Source organism: Acinetobacter kanungonis (assembly GCF_009939195.1).
GTDB classification, from domain to species: domain Bacteria; phylum Pseudomonadota; class Gammaproteobacteria; order Pseudomonadales; family Moraxellaceae; genus Acinetobacter; species Acinetobacter kanungonis.
Genome location: NZ_JAACKC010000001.1, coordinates 254,357 through 277,812, shown reverse-complemented (window position 1 = coordinate 277,812; position 23,456 = coordinate 254,357). Strand labels below are relative to the sequence as shown.

23 protein-coding genes are annotated in these 23,456 nt (G+C 42.5%); 5 read left to right on the top strand and 18 right to left on the bottom strand.

What is annotated here, in order from left to right:
- Window positions 1-4 precede the first annotated feature (4 nt).
- The 3 genes from purT to GWK51_RS01215 form a co-directional block, all read right to left on the bottom strand.
- Window positions 5-1,219, bottom strand: coding sequence for a formate-dependent phosphoribosylglycinamide formyltransferase (gene purT, locus GWK51_RS01225; protein WP_171519123.1), 1,215 nt, complete (start codon window positions 1,217-1,219; stop codon window positions 5-7).
- A gap of 237 nt (window positions 1,220-1,456) precedes the next feature.
- The gene (gene ygaH, locus GWK51_RS01220) at window positions 1,457-1,804 is read right to left on the bottom strand and encodes an L-valine transporter subunit YgaH (RefSeq protein WP_142769060.1); all 348 of its coding nucleotides are present in this window, start codon (window positions 1,802-1,804) and stop codon (window positions 1,457-1,459) included.
- On the bottom strand, window positions 1,794-2,552 hold the full coding sequence (locus GWK51_RS01215; protein ID WP_100241546.1) for an AzlC family ABC transporter permease: 759 nt from the start codon (window positions 2,550-2,552) through the stop codon (window positions 1,794-1,796). The genes ygaH and GWK51_RS01215 overlap by 11 nt, the downstream gene beginning before the upstream one ends.
- A 101-nt stretch (window positions 2,553-2,653) precedes the next feature.
- Between GWK51_RS01215 and GWK51_RS01210 the strand changes: the two genes are divergently transcribed.
- Both GWK51_RS01210 and GWK51_RS01205 read left to right on the top strand, forming a co-directional pair.
- The gene (locus GWK51_RS01210) at window positions 2,654-3,139 is read left to right on the top strand and encodes a hypothetical protein (protein ID WP_142769059.1); all 486 of its coding nucleotides are present in this window, start codon (window positions 2,654-2,656) and stop codon (window positions 3,137-3,139) included.
- 181 nt (window positions 3,140-3,320) lie between these two features.
- Window positions 3,321-3,494 (top strand): hypothetical protein, encoded by a 174-nt coding sequence (locus GWK51_RS01205; RefSeq protein WP_161932362.1) that lies wholly within the window; start codon window positions 3,321-3,323, stop codon window positions 3,492-3,494.
- Between the two features lie 87 nt (window positions 3,495-3,581).
- Here the strand turns inward: GWK51_RS01205 and GWK51_RS01200 are convergent, their stop codons facing one another.
- Window positions 3,582-4,283 carry a Crp/Fnr family transcriptional regulator gene (locus GWK51_RS01200; protein ID WP_161932361.1) on the bottom strand — a complete coding sequence of 234 codons (702 nt, stop codon included), beginning with the start codon at window positions 4,281-4,283 and terminating at the stop codon, window positions 3,582-3,584.
- 94 nt (window positions 4,284-4,377) lie between these two features.
- Between GWK51_RS01200 and GWK51_RS01195 the strand changes: the two genes are divergently transcribed.
- The gene (locus tag GWK51_RS01195; RefSeq protein WP_161932360.1) at window positions 4,378-4,917 is read left to right on the top strand and encodes an Mpo1 family 2-hydroxy fatty acid dioxygenase; all 540 of its coding nucleotides are present in this window, start codon (window positions 4,378-4,380) and stop codon (window positions 4,915-4,917) included.
- Window positions 4,918-5,108: 191 nt separating this feature from the next.
- Here the strand turns inward: GWK51_RS01195 and GWK51_RS01190 are convergent, their stop codons facing one another.
- From GWK51_RS01190 to GWK51_RS01150, 9 genes are all read right to left on the bottom strand, one after another.
- A complete protein-coding gene (locus GWK51_RS01190) occupies window positions 5,109-5,720 on the bottom strand; it encodes a superoxide dismutase (protein WP_161932359.1) in 612 nt (203 codons plus the stop codon).
- A 293-nt stretch (window positions 5,721-6,013) separates the two neighbouring features.
- Entirely contained in the window at window positions 6,014-7,105 is a 1,092-nt protein-coding gene (gene ychF / locus GWK51_RS01185; protein ID WP_100241540.1) for a redox-regulated ATPase YchF, read from the bottom strand.
- A 113-nt stretch (window positions 7,106-7,218) separates the two neighbouring features.
- Window positions 7,219-7,878, bottom strand: a complete 660-nt coding sequence (locus GWK51_RS01180) for a methionine ABC transporter permease (RefSeq protein ID WP_100241539.1) — start codon at window positions 7,876-7,878, stop codon at window positions 7,219-7,221.
- Window positions 7,859-8,929 (bottom strand): methionine ABC transporter ATP-binding protein, encoded by a 1,071-nt coding sequence (locus GWK51_RS01175; protein ID WP_161932358.1) that lies wholly within the window; start codon window positions 8,927-8,929, stop codon window positions 7,859-7,861. The genes GWK51_RS01180 and GWK51_RS01175 overlap by 20 nt, the downstream gene beginning before the upstream one ends.
- 11 nt (window positions 8,930-8,940) lie before the next feature.
- Complete coding sequence (locus GWK51_RS01170) at window positions 8,941-9,783, bottom strand: MetQ/NlpA family ABC transporter substrate-binding protein (protein WP_161932357.1); 843 nt, start codon at window positions 9,781-9,783, stop codon at window positions 8,941-8,943.
- 9 nt (window positions 9,784-9,792) lie between these two features.
- On the bottom strand, window positions 9,793-10,635 hold the full coding sequence (locus GWK51_RS01165; protein WP_161932356.1) for a MetQ/NlpA family ABC transporter substrate-binding protein: 843 nt from the start codon (window positions 10,633-10,635) through the stop codon (window positions 9,793-9,795).
- 31 nt (window positions 10,636-10,666) lie between these two features.
- Window positions 10,667-12,082, bottom strand: a complete 1,416-nt coding sequence (locus tag GWK51_RS01160) for an LLM class flavin-dependent oxidoreductase (RefSeq protein ID WP_161932355.1) — start codon at window positions 12,080-12,082, stop codon at window positions 10,667-10,669.
- A complete protein-coding gene (locus GWK51_RS01155; protein WP_161932354.1) occupies window positions 12,082-13,305 on the bottom strand; it encodes an SfnB family sulfur acquisition oxidoreductase in 1,224 nt (407 codons plus the stop codon). Before GWK51_RS01155 ends, GWK51_RS01160 begins: the two co-directional genes overlap by 1 nt.
- Window positions 13,306-13,315: 10 nt before the next feature.
- Window positions 13,316-14,518 (bottom strand): SfnB family sulfur acquisition oxidoreductase, encoded by a 1,203-nt coding sequence (locus GWK51_RS01150; RefSeq protein ID WP_161932353.1) that lies wholly within the window; start codon window positions 14,516-14,518, stop codon window positions 13,316-13,318.
- Window positions 14,519-14,887: 369 nt separating this feature from the next.
- Here GWK51_RS01150 and GWK51_RS01145 point away from each other — a divergent pair, with 369 nt between their 5' ends.
- Together GWK51_RS01145 and GWK51_RS01140 are read left to right on the top strand one after the other, a co-directional pair.
- Window positions 14,888-15,658 carry a glutathione S-transferase family protein gene (locus tag GWK51_RS01145; protein WP_142769048.1) on the top strand — a complete coding sequence of 257 codons (771 nt, stop codon included), beginning with the start codon at window positions 14,888-14,890 and terminating at the stop codon, window positions 15,656-15,658.
- 257 nt (window positions 15,659-15,915) lie between these two features.
- Complete coding sequence (locus GWK51_RS01140; protein WP_100241531.1) at window positions 15,916-16,386, top strand: Lrp/AsnC family transcriptional regulator; 471 nt, start codon at window positions 15,916-15,918, stop codon at window positions 16,384-16,386.
- An 84-nt stretch (window positions 16,387-16,470) separates the two neighbouring features.
- Here the strand turns inward: GWK51_RS01140 and GWK51_RS01135 are convergent, their stop codons facing one another.
- The 5 genes from GWK51_RS01135 to GWK51_RS01115 form a co-directional block, all read right to left on the bottom strand.
- Window positions 16,471-17,220 (bottom strand): YebC/PmpR family DNA-binding transcriptional regulator, encoded by a 750-nt coding sequence (locus GWK51_RS01135; RefSeq protein ID WP_100241530.1) that lies wholly within the window; start codon window positions 17,218-17,220, stop codon window positions 16,471-16,473.
- Between the two features lie 116 nt (window positions 17,221-17,336).
- A complete protein-coding gene (locus GWK51_RS01130) occupies window positions 17,337-17,897 on the bottom strand; it encodes a 1-acyl-sn-glycerol-3-phosphate acyltransferase (RefSeq protein WP_142769047.1) in 561 nt (186 codons plus the stop codon).
- 738 nt (window positions 17,898-18,635) lie between these two features.
- On the bottom strand, window positions 18,636-20,054 hold the full coding sequence (locus GWK51_RS01125; RefSeq protein ID WP_161932352.1) for an NAD(P)/FAD-dependent oxidoreductase: 1,419 nt from the start codon (window positions 20,052-20,054) through the stop codon (window positions 18,636-18,638).
- A gap of 31 nt (window positions 20,055-20,085) precedes the next feature.
- On the bottom strand, window positions 20,086-21,411 hold the full coding sequence (locus tag GWK51_RS01120; RefSeq protein ID WP_161932351.1) for an APC family permease: 1,326 nt from the start codon (window positions 21,409-21,411) through the stop codon (window positions 20,086-20,088).
- A gap of 236 nt (window positions 21,412-21,647) precedes the next feature.
- Window positions 21,648-23,144, bottom strand: a complete 1,497-nt coding sequence (locus tag GWK51_RS01115) for an APC family permease (RefSeq protein ID WP_161932350.1) — start codon at window positions 23,142-23,144, stop codon at window positions 21,648-21,650.
- Between the last annotated feature and the right edge of the window lie 312 nt (window positions 23,145-23,456).

The window sequence follows — 23,456 nt, the reverse complement described above, 5'->3', positions numbered from 1 at the left end:
TAAGTTAGTTCTGATTCACAATGACTTGATCCGCAGCGTGTTGAGCCAGCTCGCGTGCTTGATCAGTTGTTTCAGCACGTGCAGTCGCAACACCCATACGGCGGCGTTTAAAGCCTTCAGGTTTTCCGAACAGGCGTAAATCAGTATTTGGATTTGCCAAAGCAAGATTTAAGCCAGAGAAGGAAAGGTTGGTGTCATCCACACCCGCATAAATCACGGCACTTGCAGCAACACTGTGGCGTGTTGTGTTGACAGGCAAGCCTAAAATTGCGCGTGCATGTAATTCAAATTCGCTTTGATATTGAGAGGCTAAAGTCACTAGACCTGTATCGTGTGGACGAGGTGAAACCTCACTAAACCACACTTTGTCACCTTTGACAAACAATTCCACGCCAAAAATACCGCAACCGCCTAAAGCCGTCGTCACTTTATGTGAAATACGTTTTGCTTCTTCTAAAGCCACTGCTGTCATGGCTTGAGGTTGCCAGCTTTCTACATAGTCGCCAGAGTCTTGACGATGCCCAATTGGGTCGCAGTATTGGGTTTCAATTTCACCAGTTTCTGCATTTTTGGCACGGACTGTTAATAACGTGATTTCGAAATCAAAATCAATTTGTGATTCAACAATAACAGTACCTTGATTCACACGACCGCCAGTTTGTGCATATTCCCAAGCTGCATCGACTTCGGCAAAGCTTTTGACGCGTGATTGACCTTTGCCCGAAGAAGACATAACAGGTTTGACAAAGTTTGGATAACCAATGTCATCACATGCAGCGCGGAAAGATTCGAGAGTATTGGCAAAGCGATAAGCCGAAGTTGGCAAACCGAGTTCTTCTGCCGCTAAACGACGAATACCTTCACGGTTCATGGTGAGGTTGACCGCTTTTGCAGAAGGAATGATGGTTGTGGTTTGGCTGGCTTCAATTTCGACTAAAAGTTCAGTCGCAATCGCTTCAATTTCAGGAACAATCAGGTGGGGTTGTACTTTGGCAATCAGTTGTTTTAATTCTTCAGGATCTGCCATATTCAAAGTATGTTGATAATGTGCAACTTGCATGGCAGGAGCATGGTCATATCGGTCAGCTGCGTGTACTTCGACACCCAAACGTTGCAGTGAAATCACCACTTCTTTTCCTAGTTCACCAGACCCTAATAGTAGAACTTTAAATGCAGAAGATTGAAGGGGAGTACCAATAGTCACGCTCATGTGATTCATCCTTGCGTAAATGGGGTTTTAGCATAGCAGAACTCAGAGCGGTGTTCAGGTCGGATTCACATAAAATAATAAGATTGTCGAACAATTTTTTTACAGTTTAGTTGAAAAGGATGATTTGGTGTTTGAATAAAAACTTATTTACTATCATAAAGTAAGTTTATTTCTTATTTATAGTTAATCACCTAAAAATGGCATTCAAGTGATTAACTTGGTTGTGAATCATCCGTTCAAAATTTTTTAAAAATGAAAAGGAATGTAGGTATAAACAACACCATAAACCAAGGCAGCGGTTAAGGTCGCAGGCACAATTTTCTTAAACTTAAAGTACAAGCCTGTAAGTACCAAGAACCCGATCAACATCGCTAAACTTTTATTGGGCGTTTCCAGCAACGGAGGCAGTGTAGCGACCACCAACATGGAGCTAATGGCTGAAATTCCAATGGAGCCCAAGGCGATTTTTAACCACAAAGCACCGCGTTTTTGCGAACCTTGCTGGAATTTTTGAATGACAAAAAAGGGTCCAAAACGTGAGGCAAAATTGGCGATGCCGACCACAATACCTACCAGAATAATCTCAAGATTCATGTGATGCTCCTGCGTGTTCGGGATCGTGTTGTTTCAGGACATAGTGCTTAAACAAACCTGCGAAAATACCTGAAGAAATACCAATGAAAATTGCCGCAGATAAATCAATGAAATAGCAGGCGATGGCAGACACCAAAATGGTCACACTGACCACAAAGGTGTGTTTCTTTTCAAAGGCAGCCAACAAGAAACTGAGGAAGAGTGCGGGTAACAAGAAATCCAGAGCAGCCTGAAGAAACTGCGGCAGATTGCTGACTTGATCGGCAAACAGTCCACCCAAGAATGAGCCCGTTGCCCAAGACAACCAGCTAAATAAACTGAGTCCCAACATCCATGACTCAGACCATTCTTGACGTCTTTGCGAGAGTTTAATCATGCCCGAAGCAAACACTTCGTCGGTTAAACCCCATGCCCAGATTGCGGTCTTTTTCAGGTTTAATCGGTCTTGAATCAGATTCTGTAAGGCTGGTCCATATAGCAAGTGACGAATATCCAAGGCAATCACGGTCAGCGCTGTCATCCAAATGGAAGTGCCACTGCCGAGCAAGGCAACCACCAGAAACTGGCTGGCACCTGCGTACATGGTACAAGAGAGAAATAAGGCTTCCCAAGCACTAAAGCCAAACTGCGTTGCAGAAACCCCAAAGGCAAAAGAAACAGGTAAATAAGTAAATATAATCGCTTGGCTATCTTTGGCACCTTGCCAAAAACCAGCCGTTTGCGTGGGTGTTAATTTGTGTTGTGACACGACACACCTTGTTAGAGTTAAACGATAGGTCAAATAAGATTGTGTATTGTATCTGAATTTACTAGCATAGTACCTAATAGATTGTTGTGGTGATGCCCCAGATGCGAATACTTAGTGCACCTGTTCTTGTTGTTTCAGTGTTGTGTAGCAGTTTGCTATTACAAGCGTGCGGTCAATCTTCAGATCATGCTGAAAAGAAAGCAGAAATTAAAGCTGCGCCTAAATTGACCAATGATGCAACGAGCTATGCGCACGAAGCATGGCGATTCATGAACGAGGCTGACCCTTATGTATATCGTAAACAACGTAATTTGATTGAAGAAAATGTGCGGAAACCTGCGCGCAAGCTCAGCACAGACTGGCGTATTAACGTGAAAATGACAGACTCGGTAACGGAAGGGAAATACGCCTTGTGTCGTAAGGCGCTGACCAGTTTAGATGTTTGGGCACGTGAAACCATGGAAAATTCTGCAAACGTCTCGCAGACCAAAGCGGATTACGAACGCGACAAAGCACAATGTAAAGATGCTCTTGAGCATCCAGAACTTGGCAATACTGACCCAAAGAAGAAAGCCTTTAGCTCCTAATAAAGTTAAATATTTAAAGCGGCATTGTGGTCTTGAAGATTGCAATGCCGCTTTTTACTTCATAACGACGATAATAGAAAATAAGACTGACTTGATTAATTTAATGCATTATCCTAATGTGATAAAAAGCGATATAATTTACGTGAAAATTCACATTAAATAGCAATAAGGTTATCGTCTCATGCGTAAATTATCGATCTTCGGTTTTAGTCTGTTCTGTTTATTCAGTTCCACCGTAAATGCTCAGGTTGTGCAGCCTAAACCGCATACGGCTTTGCATCATGCGGTGGCACACGAAGTTGCACCTTGCACCAATGGCTTTGATGAGGTCAATGTCTGTCAATTAAACTCTTAGTTGAGCTGCTTTTTGGTGCATGTATTTGAATATGCACATTTATGGTGAAAATATTTGCACCATAAAATTACCTGTCTTGTTTGGGTTTTAGCTGTGTAGGGTATAGGCTAAACGATGTAAGTGTTCCTGATCTATAATTTCAATTTTTTTAAACGCAAGTTTTAATACCCCCAGTTTTTCCAAAGCCTGTAACTCCTGATTGATTGTTTGTCGTGAGCAGGTCAGCATTTGTGCCAGTTGTTCCTGACTCAGTTGAATCACATTTTTTTCAATCAAGATATGATTGCCATAACCTTGCAAAATCAGCATTAATCTTAAAGCCAGCCGTTGGCGGATGGTCTGGGTTTGAATCGAGATTAACTCTAAAAAAGCCATACGTAATTTTTGGCTGGTCAATTGTGCAATATGAAACCAGAACTGAGGCTGTACTGCGAGTAATGTGTGAATGGCAGCATCGGGAATATGCAGAATCCGTGTTTTTTGAATGGCAATGGCATCGTGAGAACGTGGTTGTTGATCTATCAATGAAATCTCCCCAAACCACATGATCGGTTCGACAATGGCAGCAATGGATTCCGTGCCTTCAATATCAACATAGCCTAAGCGGACAGCACCCTCCAACACAGCATAGATGCCATCAAAGCGATCTCCCGAGTAAAAAATGGCTTGATCTTTCTCGTAGTGTTGTACTCGTGCATGCTGCACGATTGACTGCTGAAAAGGGGGAGGCAGTTCGGAGTACCAGCGATTATTGGCAAGTTGTTGTAAATCTTCCAGTTCAAGGGTCATAGGTATTCTGCTATTTGGAGTTGTCGGCAAGCTGACAACTGAATATTTGAATTTTTTATATAGTGGATGCATCGATTTTGCAAGGACGTACCAAATGTCTAAATTAGAACAACTGTTAAGCCAGTATGCAGCTTACCATCTGGATCATAAAAATATCTTAACCCACTTTGTGGGGATTCCACTGATTGTGTTCTCGATTATGTGTTTGACTGCACGAGCTGGTTTTGTATTTTCGGGTTTTCAAATCACTTTAGCCTTGATGCTGATTTTGATCAGTGGAATCTATTATTTAAAATTGGACATCTGGTTCGGTTGCATCATGTTATTGCTGTTTTCTGCAGTTTATCCGATGGCATTGAAGGTGGCTGCTTTAAGTCTGAGCGGATGGTTACTCACAAGTGTCGGCATTTTTGTGGTGGGTTGGGTGTTTCAGTTTGTGGGACATTTTTATGAAAAGAAAAAGCCCGCCTTTGTGGATGATTTGGTAGGTTTAATTATTGGGCCATTATTTGTATTGGCTGAAGCCATGTTTATGCTGGGCTTTAGACAAGAATTGCAGCAACGGATATTGGAACAGGCACGAAAGCAACGTGCAGCCATGGATAGTAAATCTGTGCAGACTTCTAATTCTTAAATATAAGCTGCCCAATGCTTAAAATAATGAATGGATGAGCATTGGACAGGATTTTTCAACGTTAGAAGACTTGCAGGAATGCCGCAACTTTATACATACAGAGTAGTGCACCACTCAATAAAATGACGAATCCCAAGATATGGCGTAGTCGCTGAAAGGATGACATAGGCAACTCAGATAGGGCGTGCATATTACTGGATTGCTTGTTCATAGCGGCGGTTGACTTCCTGCCAGTCTACGACATTAAAAAACGCCGCAATATATTCGGGACGTCGGTTCTGATATTTCAAGTAATAGGCATGTTCCCATACATCGAGTGCTAAAACTGGGATATGACCGTGCATCAGTGGCGAGTCTTGGTTGGCACTGCTTTCCACCAATAATTTATGATCAGGGGTAACTGTAAGCCATGCCCAACCACTACCGAAGCGGGTCAGTGCAGCTTTAGTAAAGGCCTCTTTAAAGGTATCAAATCTACCCAGTTCTGCATCAATCGCTGCCGCAATTTTTCCGACAGGTTGCCCACCGCCTTGAGGACTCATAATGGTCCAAAATAGGCTGTGATTGGCGTGCCCACCTGCATTGTTCATGACATTGTTTTTCAGTTCAGTAGGGACGTCATGCACTTGAGTGACTAATTGTTCGACACTTAGGTCTTCCCACGGTGTGTCTTGAATTCCCGCATTAATGTTGTTGATATAGGTCTGATGGTGTTTGCTGTGGTGAATTTCCATGGTTTTGGCATCGATATGCGGTTCGAGCGCGTCATAGGCATAAGGTAGTGCAGGAAGAACGTAAGCCATAAAACAATATTCCTAGGGCAATTTTTATATCTTTAACCTAGAGTGTAGGAGATGTTGTAGTTAATGTAAATATAATGATAATAATTATCATTATATTTATCATAAAATGGTTTGGATTAAATTGAATCTTTATCTGTGTATTTGCTGGATGATTTTAAGTGAAATAGGAGGGGGTAATTCATCAACATCTTCTGTACAGGAGATATGGAATATTGTTGATGAGAGTGGTGTAGTCATTCTCTGAACATAAAAAAGCCAGTGATGACACTGGCTTTTTAGCGATCTAAATGAAATTAGACATTGAAACGGAAGTGTAAAACGTCGCCGTCTTGAACAACATACGTTTTACCTTCAAGACGCCATTTACCCGCTTCTTTAGCACCTGCTTCGCCGTTGTATTGAATGAAGTCATCATAAGCAATACATTCAGCACGGATGAAGCCTTTTTCGAAGTCAGTGTGAATCACACCAGCCGCCTGTGGCGCAGTCGCACCGACTTTAACTGTCCAAGCACGAACTTCTTGTACGCCTGCAGTGAAGTAAGTTTGTAAGCCAAGCAGTGAGTAACCCGCACGGATGACCACGTTTAGACCAGGTTCTTCCATACCCATCGCTTCAAGGAATTCAGCACGGTCTTCATCTTCAAGTAATGAAATTTCCGCTTCGATTTGGTTGCAAAGAGGAACCACAATCGCATTTTCTTCAGCCGCAAGTTTTTTTACTGCGTCTAAATGCGGGTTGTTTTCAAAACCATCTTCAGCCACGTTGGCAATGTACATGGTTGGTTTTAACGTCATTAAACCAAAACCACGCACCAATTTACGCTCGTCATCATCCAGCGTAGCTGCACGTGCTGGTTTGCCTTCATCTAATAAAGGTAGAATTTTGTCTAAAACGGCTTTGGTTGCGATCGCATCTTTGTCGCCACCTTTTGCAGATTTGGCTAAACGCGTTACTGCTTTGGTGACAGTTTCCAAGTCAGCAAGTGCAAGTTCAGTATTGATGGTAGCGATATCGTCCAACGGGTCGATTTTACCGTTCACGTGAATCACGTTTTCATCTTCAAAACAACGAACTACATGTGCAATTGCATCTGTTTCACGGATGTTGGCAAGGAACTGGTTACCCAAACCTTCACCTTTAGATGCACCCGCAACCAAACCTGCGATGTCGACAAATTCCATGGTAGTTGGAATGACACGTTGTGGTTTTACAATTGCAGTTAATTTGTCTAAACGTGGATCTGGAACAGGAACAATGCCTGTGTTTGGTTCAATGGTACAGAACGGGAAGTTTTCTGCCGCAATTGCTGCTTTAGTTAACGCATTGAAAAGGGTAGATTTACCAACGTTCGGCAAGCCGACAATACCGCAATTAAAACCCATGAAATGACTCACAACGTATTATTTAAAAATTGGCGCTGATTTTACATGAAAGCCATGACAAAGTCAGGTCATGGCTCGTATCTTTCTTTTTGGCACCTTCAAGTGCATGATTGTTAGACTTTTCGTTTGTCCAGTTGTTGAGCCAGTGCATCTCCCGTTGCCTGTACCAACATGACCAACACCACCAAAACCACAATCACGGCCAGCATGATTTGCATATCAAAACGCTGATAGCCATAACGATAGGCAATATCTCCCAATCCACCTGCGCCAATCGCACCTGCAATGGCAGAGGAGTTAATCATGGTGACAATGGTGACGGTAAAGCCTGCCACAATCCCGGGTAGGGCTTCAGGCAGTAACACATGCCAAATAATTTGTTTACGGTTACAGCCAATCGCTTGCGCAGCTTCAATTAGACCCTGATCAACTTCACGTAAGCTCACTTCGGCAATACGCGCAAAAAATGGGGTAGCCGCTAAGGTGAGGGGAACGACTGCTGCCCATACCCCGTAACTGGTGCCAACAATAAAACGCGTTAAGGGAATCAGCGCGACCATCAAAATAAGGAAAGGCACTGAACGGGTGATATTCACGACCCAACCCAAAGCTTGGTTAATCGGTTTTGAGGGATAAATACCGTGTTCACTGGTATTTACCAATATGACCGCCATCGGTAAACCAATCAGGAAAGCTAATATGGCCGACACACCGACCATAATCAGGGTATCGACCGTGCCTGTGAGCAAGAGTTCAATGAGTTGGTCGTGCATAGCCCAGCACCTCAAATTTAGCAAACTGGTGTTGCAGTTGTTGTTGAAGTTGATTCAGATCTAAATCTGTGTGTGGTACAGCCACCACGAATTTTCCAATCAAATGTTCTTGAATCGAATCAATATGACTTTGGTAGAGATGCACAGGACGATCAGTTACCGAGAAGATTGAGTTCAGATCGGGCGCATGTTGCAAGGTCGAGGCATAGCTTAATCGCAAGATCACATGGCTCGATTCTGTTGTAGGTTCGGCATGTAACTGAAAAGGAAAATCCAACTGTTCTAAATCCAGCAGTTCTTGGGTGATTTGCTGTTGAGGATTGGAAAACACCGACCAGACTTGTCCCGATTCCACAATTTCACCATGTTCGATGACGACCACTTGATCACAGATTTCACGGATCACTTGCATTTCATGGGTAATCAGCACAATGGTAATACCAAGTTTTTGATTGATTTCCTTGAGCAGCGATAACACCACGGAGGTACTTTCTGGATCAAGCGCCGAGGTGGCTTCATCACACAAGAGAATTTCAGGATGATGCACCAGCGCACGAGCAATGCCGACACGCTGCTTTTGCCCACCAGAGAGCTGCGACGGATAGTGTTGAGCCTTATTGGCTAAACTGACCAGTTGCAGTACTTCACTGACGCGTTGCTCAATTTCAGTCGGGCTGTAATTGGCAATTTTCAGCGGTAGCGCGACATTCTCCCATACGGTTTTCGCCGACATTAAATTGAAGTGCTGAAAGATCATACCAATACGCTGACGCAGTTGAATCAGTTCGGCATGATTCAGTTCTGCCAAGTTGTGTTGATGAATGTGAATGCTGCCTTCACTGACTTTTTCCAAGCCATTCAGGGTGCGTAATAGGGAAGATTTACCCGCACCACTTTTGCCAATAATTCCGAAAATTTTGCCCTTGGGAATGTCCAAATCAATATTTTTCAGTGCATGGACTTGTTGATTTTGTACCGCATAATACTTGTTCAAATTACGGATTTTGATATGTGGCAGGGAAAAATCCACATGAGAACCAAAACTCACCATTGTCTTTCTCCTTATTTCCAGCCTTCAAACCACATCTTGTTGCCAAAATCTCGATCTAAAATCTCTTGGACGTGTTTAGAGTTTTGGAAAGCTTTGACAAAGATGGCTAGTTTTTGATTAGGGTCGCTATAGTCTTTACGGGTCACGAATAAAATTGCATATTTTTTATCGATCGGGTCGAGAAACAGAGCGCTGTGCGGATCGGTCACTTTCGCCATTTTTAAATAATGTGGAAAACCAAAAATCAGATCGGCATCGTTATACGCATGTGCAGTTTGCGGACCTTCAACTTCAATAAATTGCAGTTGTTTTGGGTTTTGGACGATGTCCTGCACAGTCGAAAGTTCGTTATTGATATCCTTTAACTGAATTAAACCTGCACGGTGTAGCAAAATTAGGGCGCGGGCAGAATTCACAGGATCATTTGGAATCACCACTCGGGCTTCGTTTGGAAGTTGATCTAAGGACTTATATTTTTTCGAATATAGCCCAACATGACTGCCTGTACCTGTGGCAAAGGTGTGCAAATCATACTGAGTTTCACGAATTGCATTGCGTAAAAAGACGCTTTGCTGGAAAAAGTTGGCATCGATATCGCCGTTTTGTACTGCGACGTTCGGTGCATGCCAGTCAGAAAACTCGACCAGTTTCACCTGAATGCCTTGTTTTTTCACATCATCCGCGACGCTTTGTAGTAGCTCTGCATAAGGTGGGCTAATACCGATGGTTAAAACCTCTTGTTGTGCCTGACTTTGGCTATAGCGGTAAACCGCAACAGCAGCAATCAAGATCACCACGGCCAATCCAATCAACCATGTTTTACGATTTTTAGTAATAGAAACTGAATTTGTCATTGCTCAATCTCACTTCCAGCCTGGGAACCAAAGTTTTGAGCCAATTTCATCATTCAAGGTTTGTTTAACCTTGGCAGAGGTCTGATAAATTTGGATGAATTTTTCCAATTGTGCCGCTTTTTCAGGATGTTGTTGCTGGTAGTCATCACGCACGACAAATAAAATTGAATAACGAGTATTGGTGTTGTCATCCAAAATCAGCGCATCATTCGGGTCAATGGTTTTCGCTAGACGTAAATAGTGTGGGTAACTAAACACTAAATCTGCATCATCCACCGCACGCGCGGTTTGCGGACCTTCAACTTCAATAAATTGCAGCTTTTTAGGGTTGCTCGCAATGTCCTGCAAGTTGGATAAATGATTCTCGGGATTTTTTAAAGTAATCAGTTTAGCTTGCTGTAACAGCAGTAGGGCACGACCTTGATTGACAGGATCATTCGGAATCACCACACGCGCTTGATCAGGCAGCTCATCTAACGAATGATATTTTTTTGAATATAAACCGACATGGGTGGTGACGCCTTTTGCCAAAGCTTTTAACTTGAACTGGGTTTCCTTAATCGCATTGTCCAAGAAAGGTTGATGCTGGAAATAGTTGGCATCAATATCGCCATGATTTAAGGTAATATTCGGCGTATTCCAGTCGGAAAATTCCACCAGTTTCACATTGATGCCTTGTTGTTTCGCTTCTTCCACCGCAACTTTTAATGGATTGGCAAAGGGCGGACTAATACCAATCACTAACTCAGTATTGCTGGTTTTTTTGTGGTAGCTCCACGCCACCAGTCCGATCACTAGTGCAGCGACAAGTACCCCTAAAAAGGTAAATTTATTTTTTGCAGTTAAAGCCATGTTATCTCTCGTATTTCTAAATTTACAGCAGTTAAGCTGTCTGTTTTTCTGAATGTGTGGTTAAGTCTGGAGTCGAGTTTGAGCTTAAACATCGGAACTGCTGCACAGGATGTTGGACTGCAAGATGGTCACCTTGCTGGAATAGTTTGTGTCTTAAACTGCCTGTGCTATAGCTGGTTTTGTAGCGTCCACGTTGTTGTAATTCAGGAATGACATAGCGAATAAAATCCTGATGCGATTCTGGGGCAACCGTGCGGGTCAGATTAAAACCGTCAATGCCTGTTTCATCGATCCACTGAATCAGTTGCTCCGCGACCGCAGCGCCGCTACCCACGATCAGGGGATAACGTCCACCCAAGACATGTTGGGCTTTTAAGTCATTACGGGTGATGTTTTGTTCTTTGAATTTTTGGTTGACCGAGGCAATGCTGTTGGTTTTTTGATAGGGAATCGCTTCATCATCTGCAAATTTTGATAAATCGATCCCGACCGAACTGGAGTAATGTGCTAAACCAGCTTCAGGACTGGCATAGCGGATATATTCAGCCAATTTTTCTTGTGCCAGCGCATCCGTTTCTGCGGTCACCACGGTAATGCCCACAAAGATTTTGACACTATTTGCATCTCGACCTTGCGTAACCGCAAGGGCACGAATTTTATCGACTTGCTGTTTGATTTTTTCAGGTTGGTCACCACCAATGAAAATACCTTCTGCATGTTGAGTCGCAAAAGCTAAACCACGAGGTGATGCTCCTGCTTGATACAGAACTGGCGTGCGCTGTGGTGAAGGAGAAACTTGGAACACTCCCTGACTTTGATAAAACTGCCCCTGATGTTGAATGGCATGCACTTTCGCTGGATCGCTAAAAATACGCTGTGCTTTATCTTTTAGTACTGCATCATTTTCCCACGAGCCTTCCCAAAATTTATAGCAGAGATCAACAAACTCTTCGGCTTGGGTATATCGCAGGTCATGTTCTTTTAAGCCTTGCTGACCGATCAGACGTTCCGCACTGTCTAAATAACCCGTCACGATATTCCAGCCGATTCGACCTTGAGTCAGGTGATCTAAACTGGCAAAACGACGGGCAAACTGATACGGATTTTCATAGCTCAAATTAACCGTCACCCCGAAGCCCAAATGTTGCGTGACGGCAGCCATGGCTGAAACCAAAGTACTTGGATCATGACTCGGCAACTGAATCGATTCTTTTAGGGTGAGATCAATCCCGTTCTGATAGACATCGTAAACACCGGTAATATCGGCAATAAACAAACCATCAAATAAGCCTTGCTCCAGCGTTTTCGCCAGTTCAGTCCAGTAATTGAGTTCATTAAATCGGTGCGACTGATCTCGTGGATGCGTCCATAAACCATGATTGATATGCCCAACCGAGTTCATATCGAAAGCATTTAAAAGAATCTGTTTTGGCGTTTGTTTTGTCATTACAAGGTCCCCCGACGTGGAGGGCGAATGCCGTTGAGTGTGTAATTTGCAATGAAGTAATATTTCCAGCGAGCCGCATCGTGCAGGGTGTGTACGCGGGCATTGCGCCAGAATCGGTCTAAACCATCTGTACGTTGGCTACCACGACTGCCTGCCAGTTCAACCAGTTTGGAAGAGGCTTTCAGTGCCGTTTCACTGCTATGTGCGCGAACTTTGGCAACATCTAAAGACGCTTGAGTGATGTTGTCTTCGGTGGGTTGTGGTTTGGCTGCGTTAATCGAGCGTGCTGCCTGTTTTAACAAGACTTCACTGGCACGCACATCTGCCACGATACGCCCCAGTTCCAATAAGGTCAGTGGGTCTTGGGTTGCAGCTTCTACGCCTGAATCAATCCAAGGGCGGGCTTTACGCACACGAACCAAGGTTTCTTCAAAGGCAGCACGTGCAATGCCTGTTTCAATCGCGGCATGCATAATCTGGGCAAAAGGACCCACCAAAGTCGGTTGTAAAAATGCTTGATCGAACGGAATCACATCTTCCGCAGAGACAAAGACTTGATGGAATTTAACCGTACCGCTGCCCGTGGTGCGTTGTCCAAATCCTGACCAATCATCAATCAGTTCTACGCCTTTACTATCACGAGGAATAAAAGCAAGAAACTCGCGTTCATCCGCATCTTTGACCAAGGTTGGAATACGATGTGCAAACAAACTGCCCGTGCAATAGAACTTTTCCCCGTTGACGATGAAACCATCGGTTGTAGGGGAAATGGAAGTTTGTTTTTGTGTAGCATTCTTGGTTTTAAATTCTGCAAGGGCATTGCCAAAGCGGGCACCGTGCAACACTTCGCGATAAAGCTTTTGTTTTTGTTGCTCAGTACCCGTGTTACGTAATACTTCCAAAGCATAGAAATGGTTTTGTGGGATTTGACCGATTGAACCATCGACACCACTCATGAGGGCAATAATCCGTGCCACCGTATAGCTTGAAACCTCGGCACCGCCATATTGTTTGGGCACAGTCATCGCCCATAATCCAGATTGGCTATAGGCTTCAATTTGCTCAAACGGCAAGATGCGTTCTGCATCGCGAACAATTGCATTGTGTTTGAATTGTTCGGCTAAGGCATGGGCAATTTCCAATGCTTCGGTGTCCGATTGAATAATATGAGCAGGTGCAAGTTGCGCTGCCTGTGCTGGGGAAATACTTTGATAGGAAGTCATTTTGTTCTCCTTAAATCCATGCATGGCGCGCAGGTAATTTATGATTCAGGTAATAATCGCCAAGCGCATGTAATTTCCAGCGCACAGGATCATGGAGGGTATGTACACGTGCATTACGCCAGTGCTGATCTAAATTGAATTGACTTAAACTGGAACGGCTACCCCCCAATTCGAGCAGTTTTTCGGAGATATTGAGTGCAGCATCATTGGCATAAATTTTGGCTTCAGCCACTAAAATAGATGCGCGGGTGGCTTGTTCATCAGTTACGTTATTAAGTTGATCTAATTCATCTAAATATTCTGCGGCTTCATCCAGCAGTAAAATGGCAGCTTCAAGCTGAATTTGCAGCTTGCCGATTTCCTGTAAGGTGTAATGTTCGAAACTGGCTTTTTCTACTTGCGCATCGACAATTGGGCGCGCCTTTTTGACGGCTGCCAGCGTATCTTCAAAGGCTGCTTCAGCAATGCCGACATCAATTGCAGCTTGTAAAAGTTGTGAATACGCCCCGCGATAGGTTGGTGTCGCGGTTAAGATGCGTTCATCAAAAATCAGAAAGGGATCAATTTTCACCTGATTAAGGCGGACTGAGCCGCTAGATGTAGTACGCTGTCCAAAACCATCCCAGTCATTTATCACCTCAACGCCTTGAGCTTCACGATCTACCAGTACCAGCACCACATGACCTTCGGGGTGAATGGCTTTAATGGCTAACCAATGCGCGAAACTACTACCCGTTGAGTAGAACTTTTCACCTTGTAGATAATAGTGACCATTTTCTATGCTTAAGCTGGTATTCAGTGTTTTCGAGTCTTTGGTATGGCGTTCGGGTCCACCATTGGCTAAGCGTTTACCATCTAGAATTTGCTGAAAGATAAACTGCTTTTGCGCTTCAGTGCCCATCAGGTCAATTAAATACAGCAGGCTAATTTGATTCTGCGGAATTTGCCCGACACTGGAGTCGGCTTTATTCAGAATGCGGAATACACGTGCCAGTGTTTTATTGGAGACATACGCTCCGCCGTATTGTTTTGGAATTCTTAAACCACCCAAACCTTTTTGGCTAAATTGTTCTATTTCGGCAAAAGGCAAGGTTCGCGTTTGATCTCGATAATTGCGACCTTCGAGGGCAAAGTCTGCAACTTGATACGCTGCATTAATTGCATCCTGATCATTTTTGATGATCTGTATATTTTTTGAATTGAGATAAGCCATGGTGACACCTTTAAAGTAATCTCCAAATCTTAAGTGTCGAGCCTTACAAAATTAAATGATTGATTTTTCTGTACTTATGAAAAACGATGTTTAAAACTTTAAATGGAAAGGTTTGAATAAAATCAGATAAATTAAATTGCTGTTTTATATGGAAAATATTTTTTAATAAATTGCTGTAAATTTAAAAAATTGAGAATTATCAAGTTTTAAGATATTCAAGGCATAAAAATGTATGACTGTGCAAGAACAGCAGGTGTTTATTTTGGGATAAAAAGTACATTGTTTTTCTGGGCTTGACTGTCTAAAGTAACAGACTGAAAGCGTTGGTTTTCTCGATAAATCAATGTCCCAGCATCTTTTGGAGTGTTTATGCGAATTTTATACCAGTTCCCTTTATCTCATTATTGTGAGAAAGCTCGCTGGTTACTCGATCATAAACAACTGGACTATGTGGCACAGAATTTAATTCCGGGTGTGCATCGAGCCTTTGCTCAACTCAAAACAGGGCAGAACAAACTGCCGATATTAAAAGACAATGAGTATTGGATTGCAGATTCTACCCAGATCGCCTTGTATTTAGACCAGACCTATCCTGAACATGCCTTATTAAGAGCAGACCCACATTTAAGAGAAATGGCATTAGAAATAAATGCCTTGGCATCTGAGCTGGGGTTGCATGTGCGCCGTTGGGGCTTGGCACAGAGCCTGTCTGAAAGCGATGAAACCTTAGACATCATGATTGGTGAAAAAGGCTATTTGCGTCAATTTGAAAAGTTTTCTAAACCGATTTTAAGAACATTAGTATCGAAAAGTTATCAATTAGATGCTGAAAAAGTCGAATATTCCAAACACCAAATGGAACAATTAATTGCTGTGTTGAATCAGAAATTACTTGAAAATGGCGGTCGTTATTTTGTCGGTGAGCGTTTGGGACTGGCAGATATTTCAGTGTGTTCAATGCTGGCACCACTTCTGGAAATTGCAGGCACGCCGTGGGAGCGTGAAGAAGATTATATTTCTGGAAGTTCTGAAGAATTTTATGCCTTTAAGCAGCAATTTTTAGACTTGCCTTTGGGGCAGTATGTGCAACGTGTTTATCAGACTGAACGCAATGCACGCGTCGACTGGCGTGGTATGTAATTCATTTCTTCTTAAATAAAGTGAAAATAAACTCGCAGAACTGCCTCAAGAATGAAATCTAGTTTAGACAAATGCGCATTTATTTCATTAAATTTCTATAAATACCGCATTTGCTAAAAATAAGTCGCACAATGACTTTCTTTTTAACGGAATAAGCGAAATAATCATTTTCAGATGTTGAGCAGAGATCTTGAGAAACTCAAATAATTCATACCTGAGTTGTTGTCTGCACTCAATTTTTTAATTTGGAGCCAGTAATGGAATTAGACCGCTTTGATAAACAAATTCTGGAAATTTTAACCCATGAAGATGTGAATCTGAATGAATTGTCAGAGCGAATCAATCTTTCCGTGAGCTCTGTGCATCGCCGTATTAAGCATTTGATTGACACCAATGTCATGACCAATGTGCGTCGTGATATTAATTATCAAAAACTCGGTTTTAGCTTGCATGTGTTACTGCAAGTGTCTTTAAGCAAGCATGATAGCGATACCTTCTCTAAATTTTTGGAAGAGTTGGAAAGCATTCCAGAAGTGATTAATGCCTTTTTAGTGACAGGGCAGTCGGCAGATTTTATTGTCGAAGTGATTGCTCGGGATATGGAAAATTACAGCCAGATTTTGCTGAATCGGATTGGTAAGATTGAGCATGTGGTGGCGCTACATTCCAGTTTCGTGATTAAGGAATATGACGTCTTTAACTGTCGTGGCTTATTAAATAAAGTTTAATTTTGAGCATTTAATGCAGAACAAGTTTCTGTATTTTTAGACAATAAAAAACGCGCAAATTGCGCGTTTTTTATGTTGACAGGTTTAAGCATCGAGTTGCGCTAAAACTTCATCTGTGAATTCAACATTAGTATAAACGTTTTGCACGTCATCCAAATCTTCAAACATATCAATCATTTTCACGATTTTTTTCGCTTGATCAACATCTGTAATCAATGCTTTCGTTGAAGGGTTCATCACCACTTCAGCATTGTCAGATTTTAAACCTGCTGCTGTAAGCGCATCTTGAACTTCACCAAAAGACTCAGGGGTTGTGATGACTAAAATTTCATCTTCAGCCACTTCAATATCTTCAGCGCCTGCTTCTAAAGCCACGTCCATGATTTTGTCTTCTAAAGATACATCTTCAAAAGTAATCTCACCGCGTTTAGTAAACATATACGCTACTGAACCCGCAGTACCCAAGTTGCCATCTGTTTTAGAGAAACAATGGCGAACATCTGGCACAGTACGGTTTAAGTTGTCTGTCATGGTTTCAACAATAACAGCCACACCACCAACGCCATAACCTTCGTAAGTGACTTCTTTTAAATCTGTATTTTCTTCACCACCAACACCGCGCTGAATTGCACGGTTGATCGTATCACGCGTCATATTTGCGACTAATGCTTTCTCAACGACAGCACGTAAACGAGGGTTAGACGCAACATCACCACCACCTAAACGGGCAGCTGTAACGATTTCACGAATGAATTTTGTGAATACTTTAGCGCGGCTCGCATCTTGTTTTGCTTTACGATGCTTAGTATTAGCCCACTTGGAATGACCCGCCATGCGAAATATGCTCCTTGTAGATTGGCTGTATGCCAAATCAAATTGTGCAGATTCTACCATAAGCCCTTTTTTGTGAGAAAGGGCTTAAGTTTGAGTTTTTATACAATTAGCAGCAACTATTTGGGTTCAGGAATGACGATGTCCAGACCGACATTTTCCTTATAGAGCTTTTGCATCAGAGCAAGGTCGTGGTGCAGTTCGGTTGGGTAAATTTTGCCAAAAATACCGCCTTGTTTGGTTTGCGAATTGGCATACATCAGTACAATCGGCACATTTGCTGCTTTGGCAATATGCCAAAAGCCAGTGCGGATTGGTCGACGTGCTTCACCATTTTTGGCGCGCGTTGCTTCTGGGGCAATCACTAAATTGAATTTTTCATGTGAAGCAAATAGGTCGACCATTTGTCCCACGATGTCCTGATTGGATTTGCGATCTACTGCGATACCACCTAAAGCTTCCAGCAGTGGTTTCATCGGTCCTTTGAACAGTTCTTTTTTTATGAGTGTATGGATTTTAATATCATAGATCTGGAACAAGGCGATAGACAAAACGGCATCCATCATTGAGGTGTGTTCAAAGCCAACAATCACCTGTTTGTTTTCGAGCGTATTGGGTTCTACGTGATATTGCCAACCCGCAAGTTTAAATGCGGACTCACCAATCATTTTTTTTAACATAGCAAATCTAAATGTTATGGGGTTAATCAAGCCTGCTAATGTCTTCTTATTTTAAAATAAGGTCAATGGCTGGAATGCCGTAATTCAAATAATAAAATACGGATGTATATTTTTTGCAATTTTGTTTTGTGATGGATTCGCGTAAAAACGTTTGAATTCGCTGGATTAATCGCTTTTAGCTCTGAATTTATTGGAAAAAAGTATCAGTTAATTGAAAAAAATCACTATTCATCGCTCCTAAACCGTATTAGACTTTTGTCGTAGATGAAATGGAGTTTCATTGCCTATCGGTCGTTTTACCCAAGTAAGTTTAGGATTGAACAATATGACGTATGTTTCAGCTTTTCTCTTGGTATTATTCTTTTTCTTGCTCATTGTGATTTGGTCATTAATCGAATTTTATCTTGACTCCCGTAAGAAAAAAGGCATTAAATCATAGTCTTAATTATTTGATTATTGTATTTCTATTCGCTATTCCGTTTTAACTATTCGCTAAACTCTTTTCATTACTTCAATCCTTTTCGAATTTATTCTTCCAATAAAATGGGTGCTTTTGTATTGACGTTAAGGCATCGACTTGACTATTCTGCACATAAAAAAATATTTGAGCAGGTTGCCATTTCAAACTTTTCCACGTTGATCCATCTCAAGCGTAAAAGCTGTAAAGCGAAAGAATAGTCTAACAATCAAACTAAAAAGGCTGCACAAAGGCAGCCATCAATAGGGCAGAAGTACGCTTTAGAACGACACCATTTTCCCGGGATTAATCATCGCGCCAATGCCATACATGCTCTTGGCAATCGGAATCACAATCGGAGCGAGTGCACGACCCATCGGTATATTGATATGCTGGATTTTAGTGAGCATGTCAAAATCATCTGAACGACCACAGAAATCATCGGCAATGGCTTTCCCAATGCGGACAGTTTGCGCCACGCCATGACCACTCCAGCCTTGCACCGAATAGATCGAATATTTATCTCCAAACTTACGGCAGTCTGTCGCTCCATTTACGGTTAAATCTGTAGTGCCGCTCCAGACAAAATCAATTTTGACTTGTTTTAGTTGCGGGAATACATGCTGGATTCTTCCGAGCAAATAGTCATGGGTTTGTTCCGGCCCCCAGCATGAACCAGTACCTTCACCGCCGAACAGTAAACGGTTTTGAGATACACCACGGTAATAATCGATCTGGAACTGGGTGTCATACACAGGCATATCGGTTGGTAGTAATTCTTTTAAATCCACTTCTAATGGAGCGGTGGTACACACATAAGTATAGAAAGGAATGGTGGTTTGGCTACGTTGTTCTAATAACTTAAACGAAGCGTGATGCACCGCCATCACCACACTTTTACGCGCCTTAATCATACCGTTGGTAGTACTGACATAAACCCCATCGGCATGTTCTTGTATAGAAATGACCTCTGTTTGTTCATAGATTTTTCCGCCATTTTGGCAAAAACCATACGCCAAACCACGGGTTAGGGCTAAGGGATGAATGTGTCCGCCTAAGTGATCCAACAAGCCACCAAAATAATTTGAGGATTGGATGTGCTTGCGTAATTCAGCCTGACTCAGCATTGCAGTATTTTTGTCTTCTAAAAATTCACGCGCCTGCATGCCGTCACGTAAAGCATCTAAATGCCCTGAGTGTACCGCAGCGGTAATATGCCCGCGTTTACGTTGTAAATCTAGGTCATATTTTTCGCTAATACTGTCAATTAAAGCCATAGCTTCGGTTGAGGTGAAATGCCATAACTTTTTCGCATCTTCAAAGCTAAAGTGTTCAGCCATAGTTTCGGCTTCCCAACGCGCCAAACCCGGAGTGAGCTGGCCGCCATTACGTCCTGAAGCCGCACTGCCAATCCGGTTTTTTTCAACCAAGACCGTATCAATGCCTTGTTCTGCTAAATGCAGTGCCGCAGAGGATCCTAATAATCCACCGCCAATGACCACGACATCACATTCAATATTGCTATTGAGCGCGGGGAAAGTGTTCCAGTCTTGCAAGGAGCTTTCATAATAATTGGCAGGGTGATCAAACTGTCCATTTGTAGGAGCAATCCAGTTCCATTCCTTACCTGTCTGTTGATAGTGACTGGCTTTAAAGGCAACATCTTGGAGTAATTTCGGTTTTGTGACATTGATTGACATATTTAACTCTCTATTCATTTTATTCGTCTTTTTAAGCATTGCTTAGGACGATACTTTGTTTACGCAGTTTCTTATAAATAAACAGCACGATCCCTAAAGCCAGCCAAGCACCGCCAAAATGTAGGGCGCTGGATTCTAAATTGACCCACATCGCGACAATCGATAAGACGGATAAGAGGGGTAAGCACAGATTCAAGGCGAAATATTTGAATCCCGCGCGTTGTTTGTCCTGTACATAAAATTTCATAAACACCGAGAAATTCACCGCAGTAAAGGCAATTAAAGCGCCGAAACTAATCAGGTTCACCACAGTCGATAAATCTAAAAACATGGCCGTCATCGAAATTAAACCGATGGTCAGCACTGAATATAAAGGCGTGCCTAATTTATGGTTGAATGCACCGAAAATGCCTTTATGAAAAATACCATCACGACCCATGATGTGAATTAGGCGCGCAGCACTGGCGTGTGAAGCCAAACCCGATGCCGCGGTATTCATGATTTGTCCCACAAGGAAAACCGCTTGGAATAATGCGCCACCGACATACAAGGCAATTTCAGGTAATGCCGCTTCTGGGTCTTTAAATCTTGAATTGTCTGGGAAATACAACTGAATAAACCATGAGGCTGAAATGAAGATTACGCCACCAATTAAGGTTGTCAGCATGACCGCACGTGGAATGGTTTTTTTCGGGTTGTGGGTTTCATGAGATAAGGTGGTGACTGCATCAAAACCTAAAAACGAGAAGCACAGAATTGAGGCACCCGTAATTAAAGGAATAATGCTGCTATCGCCATTGAATAATGGGGTTAAGGTCAGAACATGTTCATAGCCATTGCTGCTGATGCCATGAATCACCAGATAGATAAAGATTACCAACATGATTAAAGGCACGAACACAAACAGCAGAGAAAGATTGGCAAGAATATGAATTCTAAAACAATTCACTAATGTCACTAATCCTGCTGCAATGAACACCCAGACGGCATAAGGAATGGCGGGCATGAGTGCATTCAGGTAGATGCCAGCCAATAAGGCATTGATTAATGGCAATAAGATGTAATCGAGTAATGAACACCAACCGACAAAGAAACCTGCCGCAGTACCACAGCTTTCTGCGGTATAGGTATAGGCTGAACCGGGACGCTCTGTTTGCTGACTGAGGCGAGCATAACTAAATGCCGTCAGTAACATGGCGACCAGTGCAAAGATATAGGCAAGGGGAACGCGACCACTGGTGACATCCGAGACAATGCCAAAAGTGTCAAACACTGTCATGGGCGTCATATAGGCAATGCCGACAATAATGACTTGCCATAAGGTGAGTTTACGAACATTAAGGTTGTGATTGTCCATTTCTTATAACCTGTAATTTTTGAATCTGTTCAGATTCGTCATCCATGACATAAACGGCTTTAGATCGGCATCAGGATCATTTGAGTGGCATGACACTGATATGCGCTAATTCAGCCATTTCACGCGTGATTTTGATCATCAGGCTTAACGCTAGAATGTACTGATCAATTTTTCGGTAGAAGGTACATTCTAGGATTGGGTTGGGACGTGATCGTTAAGCCGATGTTCAGAGTTGATTAAACTGAATTGCGTTTTTGACGAAGTTCAGCGGCATAAGACAATGCGTCATTTTCAGGTGCTTGTGATTTGCCATAGGGTTTTGCAATGAACATATAAAGCAGACCACTACCAATCACCACAGCCAAGCCAATGAGTACAATCCAACTGTCAAAGAAGGATGCTGCATCTGCGGGTTGAGCAAGGAGGAAAATTGCGCCAACACCGTAAATCAATGCCAGTGCATTAATCGGTAAGCCCCATGCACCCACACTCCATTCACCCGCAGGTTTCCAGCCTTTTAAGCGATTTTTGAGTGCAGCAAAGACCACCATTTGGAAAGAAACATAAATACCAATGACCGCAAAGGCCGTAATACGCGCTAAGTTATCTGGAGAGAAATAAACCACAACACAGAAAATTAAAGGCAATAAGCAGCTTAAAATCATCGCGTTATCAGGTACATTTTGCTTCGATAATTTAGCAATCCACTGATTACCCGGCAGCATTTGGTCTCGTGCAAACGAGAACAACAGACGGCTGAGTGCTGCTTGTAAAGACAAGATGCAAGACAACATCGCAATAATCGCAATCACGATAAACAGATTCGCACCATGGGTTCCCAAGGCATCACGTAAAATAAACGGAATTGGATCAGTTACTTGACCATTTACAATGGCTTGTAAGTTAGGTGATGCAAGTAAATAACCCAATACAGACACCATTGCCGAAATGCAACCAAATACAATACTTAAAATCATGGCAACAGGAATCTGACGACTTGGATTTTTGACTTCTTCAGCCACGTTACCGCAGGCTTCAAAACCGAAGAACATGAATAAACCCAGTAGGGATGCAGAGAAGAACGCCGTGGTATAAGAACCATTCTGTGCCAATACGCCCATCGTATCGAACACGATAGAGAAGGGTTGAGCACGGTGGAAAATCAATAAGTAGATCCCCAGTGCAATTACACTTACGATCTCACACCAGAAACCAATACGCGCAACGCGTGCCAGGTTTTTGGTGCCCGACATATTCACCACCATACATAAGATGAGCAATACGATGGTGGTCAATAAGCTGTTCATGGCGTTGGCTTCGTAGCTAAACAGTGACGCCACAAAACCAGCGCTATATTCCGCAATAGAAGTGACGGTAACGACTAAAGCCCAAAGGTAAATCCACGCCGCCATCCATGCGTATTTTCTGCCCCACAGACGACGCGCCCAAGGATATAGACCGCCTGTGATTGGATATTGTGAGGCGGTTTCACCAAACACAATCGCCACCAAGAGTTGTCCAAATGCAGCGATCATAATCCACCAGATAGATGGCGGACCTGCAAGAGTAATTGCAAGTGCAAATAATGAATACACTGCCGTTAATGGCGATAAATAAGTAAAACCAAGTGAGAAATTTGAGATTAATCCGATTGATCGTTCAAATTGTGAAGATTGGATTGTGTCGGAACTTTCCGATTGTCCTATATTTTCACCGATAGGAAGGTCTGTCATGCAATTTCCTTATTGTGCAAAAAAGTTCAATACATCTGTATTTTTAAATACGCCCAATCCTGTTTGGGGTATCGATTCATCTGGCTGTAAAAAGTTTCTATAAAGATAGAAGAAACTTAAGAAAATCATCCTAATCAACTGCTTAGATTGATTTTTTGGTTTTAAAAGATATTTCTTATTTGCGGTTTTGATTCAAAAAATACCTGTAGAGGGAAAATTTTTTCAAACCGCAAGGTATTTACAGGACTTAATTTGTCGGTTTTCGGAAAGGCAAACGAGAGCCAATTTGGCAATTTGACAAGGAGCCAATTT